Annotated in this window: 5 protein-coding genes; 2 read left to right on the top strand and 3 right to left on the bottom strand. The window is 50.8% G+C overall.

The annotated features are described in order from the left end of the window. Nucleotides 1-202 precede the first annotated feature (202 nt). Nucleotides 203-499 (bottom strand): YciI family protein, encoded by a 297-nt coding sequence (locus LZ634_RS17100; RefSeq protein ID WP_234507393.1) that lies wholly within the window; start codon nt 497-499, stop codon nt 203-205. Between the two features lie 220 nt (nt 500-719). On the opposite strand from LZ634_RS17100, the gene tonB reads away from it, so the two are divergent. Further along, nucleotides 720-1,430: a TonB system transport protein TonB gene (gene tonB, locus LZ634_RS17095; RefSeq protein ID WP_234507395.1), complete on the top strand. Its 711-nt coding sequence runs from the start codon at nt 720-722 to the stop codon at nt 1,428-1,430. 30 nt (nt 1,431-1,460) lie between these two features. On the opposite strand, the gene LZ634_RS17090 is transcribed toward tonB, so the two are convergent. Both LZ634_RS17090 and pfkB read right to left on the bottom strand, forming a co-directional pair. Then, nucleotides 1,461-2,321, bottom strand: coding sequence for a fructosamine kinase family protein (locus LZ634_RS17090; RefSeq protein WP_234507391.1), 861 nt, complete (start codon nt 2,319-2,321; stop codon nt 1,461-1,463). Nucleotides 2,322-2,593: 272 nt separating this feature from the next. Next, complete coding sequence (gene pfkB, locus LZ634_RS17085) at nt 2,594-3,526, bottom strand: 6-phosphofructokinase II (RefSeq protein WP_234507389.1); 933 nt, start codon at nt 3,524-3,526, stop codon at nt 2,594-2,596. Nucleotides 3,527-3,841: 315 nt separating this feature from the next. Here pfkB and LZ634_RS17080 point away from each other — a divergent pair, with 315 nt between their 5' ends. After that, the gene (locus LZ634_RS17080) at nt 3,842-4,600 is read left to right on the top strand and encodes a YdiY family protein (protein WP_234507387.1); all 759 of its coding nucleotides are present in this window, start codon (nt 3,842-3,844) and stop codon (nt 4,598-4,600) included. Nucleotides 4,601-4,719: the final 119 nt, after the last annotated feature.

Genomic DNA, 4,719 nt, shown 5'->3' with positions numbered 1-4,719 from the left:
CTTATTCGCACCTTCCCTAGAGCGCTGGCAAACTCCCATAATATATTGTTACTGCATCACGATGACTTACACGTGATCAACCAGAATTTTAACTTCAGCTGAGATTCGACTAAAAAGAGCGCAAATACGGCCTATCCTTTTGCGCTCTTAAGTCAACGATAAATTCTATTATCTTATTGATTTATATTCAGATGTTTGTATATCAAAATACTTTCTTAAATGGCTTAACCCAAACCTGCTGGTAGACGCCTGCCGCAACATACGGATCGTCCTGCGCCCAGGATTGAGCGGCTTCCAGAGATTCAAACTCCGCAATTACCGTTGAACCACTAAAACCTGCGGCACCGGGATCGTTGCTGTCGACAGCGGGCATTGGGCCTGCGGTAAGCAGTCGTCCTTCATCATGTAATAACTGCAGTCGTGCCAGATGGGCAGGGCGTACTGATAACCGTTTTTCAAGAGAGTCGGCGATATCCTGGGCATAGATGACGTAAAGCACGGGCGGAACTCCTGTTTAAATAATTTGCGGATCACGTTAAGTGAAAGCGTTAATGACTGCAATGCAAAGTTTTGTTGTGGTTAAAAGTCGCGATCCTGCGCGGTTTTTTTAGTCAACTACGGGAGAAAGTTGACTGAAGATAAGATGTCTTATTGAATATGATTGCTATTTGCATTTAAAATCGAGGTCTCATTTTTCAACTGTAACGACTATGACTGCAATGACCCTTGATTTACCTCGCCGCTTTCCATGGCCGACGCTTCTCTCTGTTGGTATTCACGGTGCTGTCGTGGCTGGTCTGCTTTATACCTCGGTACATCAGGTTATTGAACTGCCGGCTCCCGCTCAGCCGATTACCATCACGATGGTTGCTCCTGCTGATTTAGAACCGCCTCAGGCCGTGGTTCAACCGCAGCCAGTGGTCGAGCCTGAGCCGGAACCAGAGCCTGAGCCGATCCCTGAAGTACCGCAGGCGCCGGTCGTTATTCATAAACCGAAGCCAAAGCCGAAACCAAAACCGAAGCCGGTGAAAGTCGAACAGCCAAAGCCGGAAGTGAAACCGGTTGAACAGCGTCCGCTCTCGACGGTGAATAAAGAAGCGCCGCCAGCACGGTCTGTAGCGAATAATCTGCCGGGGGCTAGCGCACCGTCGATGAATGCCCCTACCGGGCCTCGGGCGCTGAATCGCCAGCAGCCTAGTTATCCAACGCGCGCACTGGCGCTGCGCATTGAAGGTAAGGTGCGGGTGAAATTTGATGTAACCGCCGATGGGCGCGTTGATAATGTCGAAATTCTGTCAGCGCAACCGTCCAACATGTTTGAACGCGATGTCAAAACCGTGATGCGTAAATGGCGTTACGAAGCGGGCAAACCGGGCACCGGGTTGATTATGAATATTGAGTTCCGCCTGAAAGGTGTCCAGATGAACTAACGACAACGCCCCCGAAAGGGGGCGTTGTCGTTATGCAGCCAGTACGTTATCCAGCGCTTTTTGCGCCACTACCAGATGTTGCCCGCCAAACAGAATGGCTCGGTTAATCAGGGTATACAACTGATAGACCGGCTGGCGGTCGAGGAAGTCGGCAGGGAGCGGGGAAACGGATTGGTAGCCATCGTAGATTTGCGGTGGCTGATCCGGATGCAATGGCAGCATGGCCAGGTCACACTCGCGATCGCCCCAGTAACAGGCAGGATCAAACAGATACGGGCCATTTGGCCCCAGCGCACAGTTATTTGACCATAGATCGCCATGTAACAGGGAAGGCTGCGGTTGATGCGCACTCAGCCGCTGCTGAATGTGTTCTACAATGGCGTCTATATCACCGAACTTCATTCCTTTTTCTGCGGCTAATTCAAGCTGCCAGCCGATACGCTGCTCGGCGAAGAAGTTCGACCAGCGGCGCTGCCAGGCGTTGGGCTGTGGTGTCGTGGAGAGATCGTTATCGAAATCGAGGCCAAACTGAGGCTGATCGCTCCACTGATGTAGACGGGCAAGCTGCTGCCCGAGTAAAAAGGCGTTATGCGCATCCAGTGGGCGCGGTGGCAGATATTCCATGACCAGGAAGCTGTAGTCGCGGTCGGAACCGACGACGAAGACTTCCGGGACGGTCACGGTTTTACTGCGAGAGAGTAGCTCAAGCTGGTCAGCCTCCGCAGTAAAGATAGGCAGTAATTCACGTTCATCGCATTTCACGAAAAACTCCCGACCAGCATACTTCAGATGCCATGCGGCATGGATTTCTCCGCCTGGCAGTTCATTGCGCTGTTCGATTTCGCCACTTCCAAGTTGCTCGCCTAACAGGCTACCGATCGCTTGCCACATGATGTCTCTCCCCATGTTTTCTGCCATATCATAAGGTTAGCGCATAAGTACAGGGTAAAATTCGAGCTATACCGCACAACGGATAAAAAAGGTGTTGAAAGCGCAGGCCAAATGATTCCGTTTCTGCTACGAACGTAGGGTGGGTCACTTACGCGACGATGGATCAACCACCGTGATGCACTCCATTGTTAACAATGGAGTTTTGTTAGCATAGTCGATTACCGCCATTTCGCGACTCACGGGTGGCCCCGTGAGCCCGATTTACTGAGCATTTAGTGCTGTTGCAGGTAGTCGAATATCTTTTGCGTGTTATCACGCGAGCACAGGCGCGTTCCCTGATTAATCGTGGCAGCGCTACCTGCGGCGACGCCATAACGCACCATGGTTTTCAGACAGACATTTTCTGCCAGTTTCAGGGTCATCGCCCCCACCATGCTATCACCTGCGCCGACGGTACTTTGGCTCTTTATTGGCGGTGGAACGACCTGCACGCAGCTATTGGCATCGACGGCCAGGGCTCCTTGCGCGCCCAACGAGACCACGACACGCAGGGCTTTGCCACTGCGTATGATTTCCTGGGCGGCAAGACGTACATCATCGGGTTGTATCAACTCTCGCTGCACCAGGGCACTCAGCTCTTTCTGGTTGGGTTTGACTAACTCGATATTGCCGATATCCAGTGCGGCGGCTAAAGCATCGCCCGAGCTATCAATGATGCAGCGCAAACCCTGCTGTTGAGCGGCTTTTATCAGCGCGACAAACGCATCGAGTGAAACGCCCGGCGGGAGACTGCCGCTGATAACCAGCAAAGAACCGGCGGGGATTTGCGAAACCTTTTCCTGCAGTCTCTTTAGTTCGTCGTGATTGAGCGTTGCGCCAGGCATGACAAAACGATATTGCTCGCCGCTGGCATTAACGTGAACATGAAGATTCTGACGCGTCCACTCTTGCGTTTCGACGCTTTCGACAGGGACGTTTTCCGCCTGTAGCAGGTCTATCAAGTGCTGGCCGGTGGCACCGCCAGCCGGAAAGATTGCCGTGGCTTCGCCGCCGAGAAAAGTGATTGCTCGGGCAACGTTAATTCCGCCACCACCGGGTTCGAAGATCGGGGATGTGCAGCGAAGTTTGCCCTCTGGGTAAATGTGTGGCGTTTGAGTGGCGCTGTCGAGCGAAGGGGCGAGCGTCAGTGTGTAAATTTTTACCATTCCGATAACCTCCTTTTATAAGCCGTTAGGTTGTGCTGAACCTCATTGCATTTTAGTCTGGCACTTACAGGCTGATAAAGAAAGCAACAACATTATGATTTTTATAGAGAATGGTAAGTAATCTCTCATTTTCATTATAAAATTAAATATGTTTTAAGGTAGTTCTTATTCAAAAAATGACAGAAGAATAAGATTGCTATGTTATACGTGCCTTTTTATAATTTGTTGCCTTTCTATGGACCACCCCGTCGTTGATCCTCGCGAAAGTTTCCGGGACGAAATCGTCTCCTTTTTTGTTGTACGGACTCTTAATAAATGAAGCTTTTGAAGACAGTACCGGTAGCGGTTGTGCTGCTGGGGGGCGTGTTTGCGTCTGCGTATGCAACCGCCAGTGATACCGTTTTTACTGTCATGGATGACCCAACCACCGCTAAAAAGCCTTTTGAAGGCGATATTAATGCGGGTTACCTCGCGCAATCTGGCAATACCAAAAGTTCTTCCGCCACCGCTGATACTACGTTGACATGGTATGGTGAATCGACTGCATGGTCCCTGTGGGGCGCTGCCAGCAACACCTCTGCTAATGATGAACGCTCCTCTGAAAAATATTCAGCAGGTGGACGTAGTCGTTACAACATGACCAGCGTGGATTACCTGTTTGGTCAGGCAAGCTGGTTGACCGACCGCTACAACGGCTACCATGAGCGTGACGTCTTTACTGCTGGTTATGGTCATCAGTTCCTGAATGGTCCTATCCACAGCTTACGTTTCGAATTTGGTCCTGGTGTACGTTACGATGAGTACACCGACGGCAATACGGAAACTCAGCCGCTGGGCTATGCTTCCGGCGCTTACGCCTGGCAGATGACGGATACCACGAAATTTACCCAGGGTGTCTCTGTGCTGGGTGCGGAGGATACTACGGTGAACTCTGAGACTGCACTGAGCGTTGCTATTAACGAACACTTTGGTCTGAAGGTCGCTTATAACGTGACCTGGAACTCTGAACCACCGGCAACGGCGCCGAACCACACTGACCGCCGTACGTCGCTGACTTTGGGTTATACCATGTAACAATTATCAGGCCGGGAATACCCGGCCTGTGTTCTGATATTTATCGTTTAGTGTTATTATTAAAAACAACCAGCGTTTTATTTAATTAAAAATACAAGTTCTCCATAATATCTCCACAT

It is taken from the genome of Kluyvera intermedia (genome assembly GCF_021440345.1).
In the GTDB taxonomy this organism is placed as follows: domain Bacteria; phylum Pseudomonadota; class Gammaproteobacteria; order Enterobacterales; family Enterobacteriaceae; genus Kluyvera; species Kluyvera intermedia_A.
The sequence above is the reverse complement of the archived record's forward strand: the minus strand, read 5'-3'. Positions and strand labels throughout refer to the sequence as shown.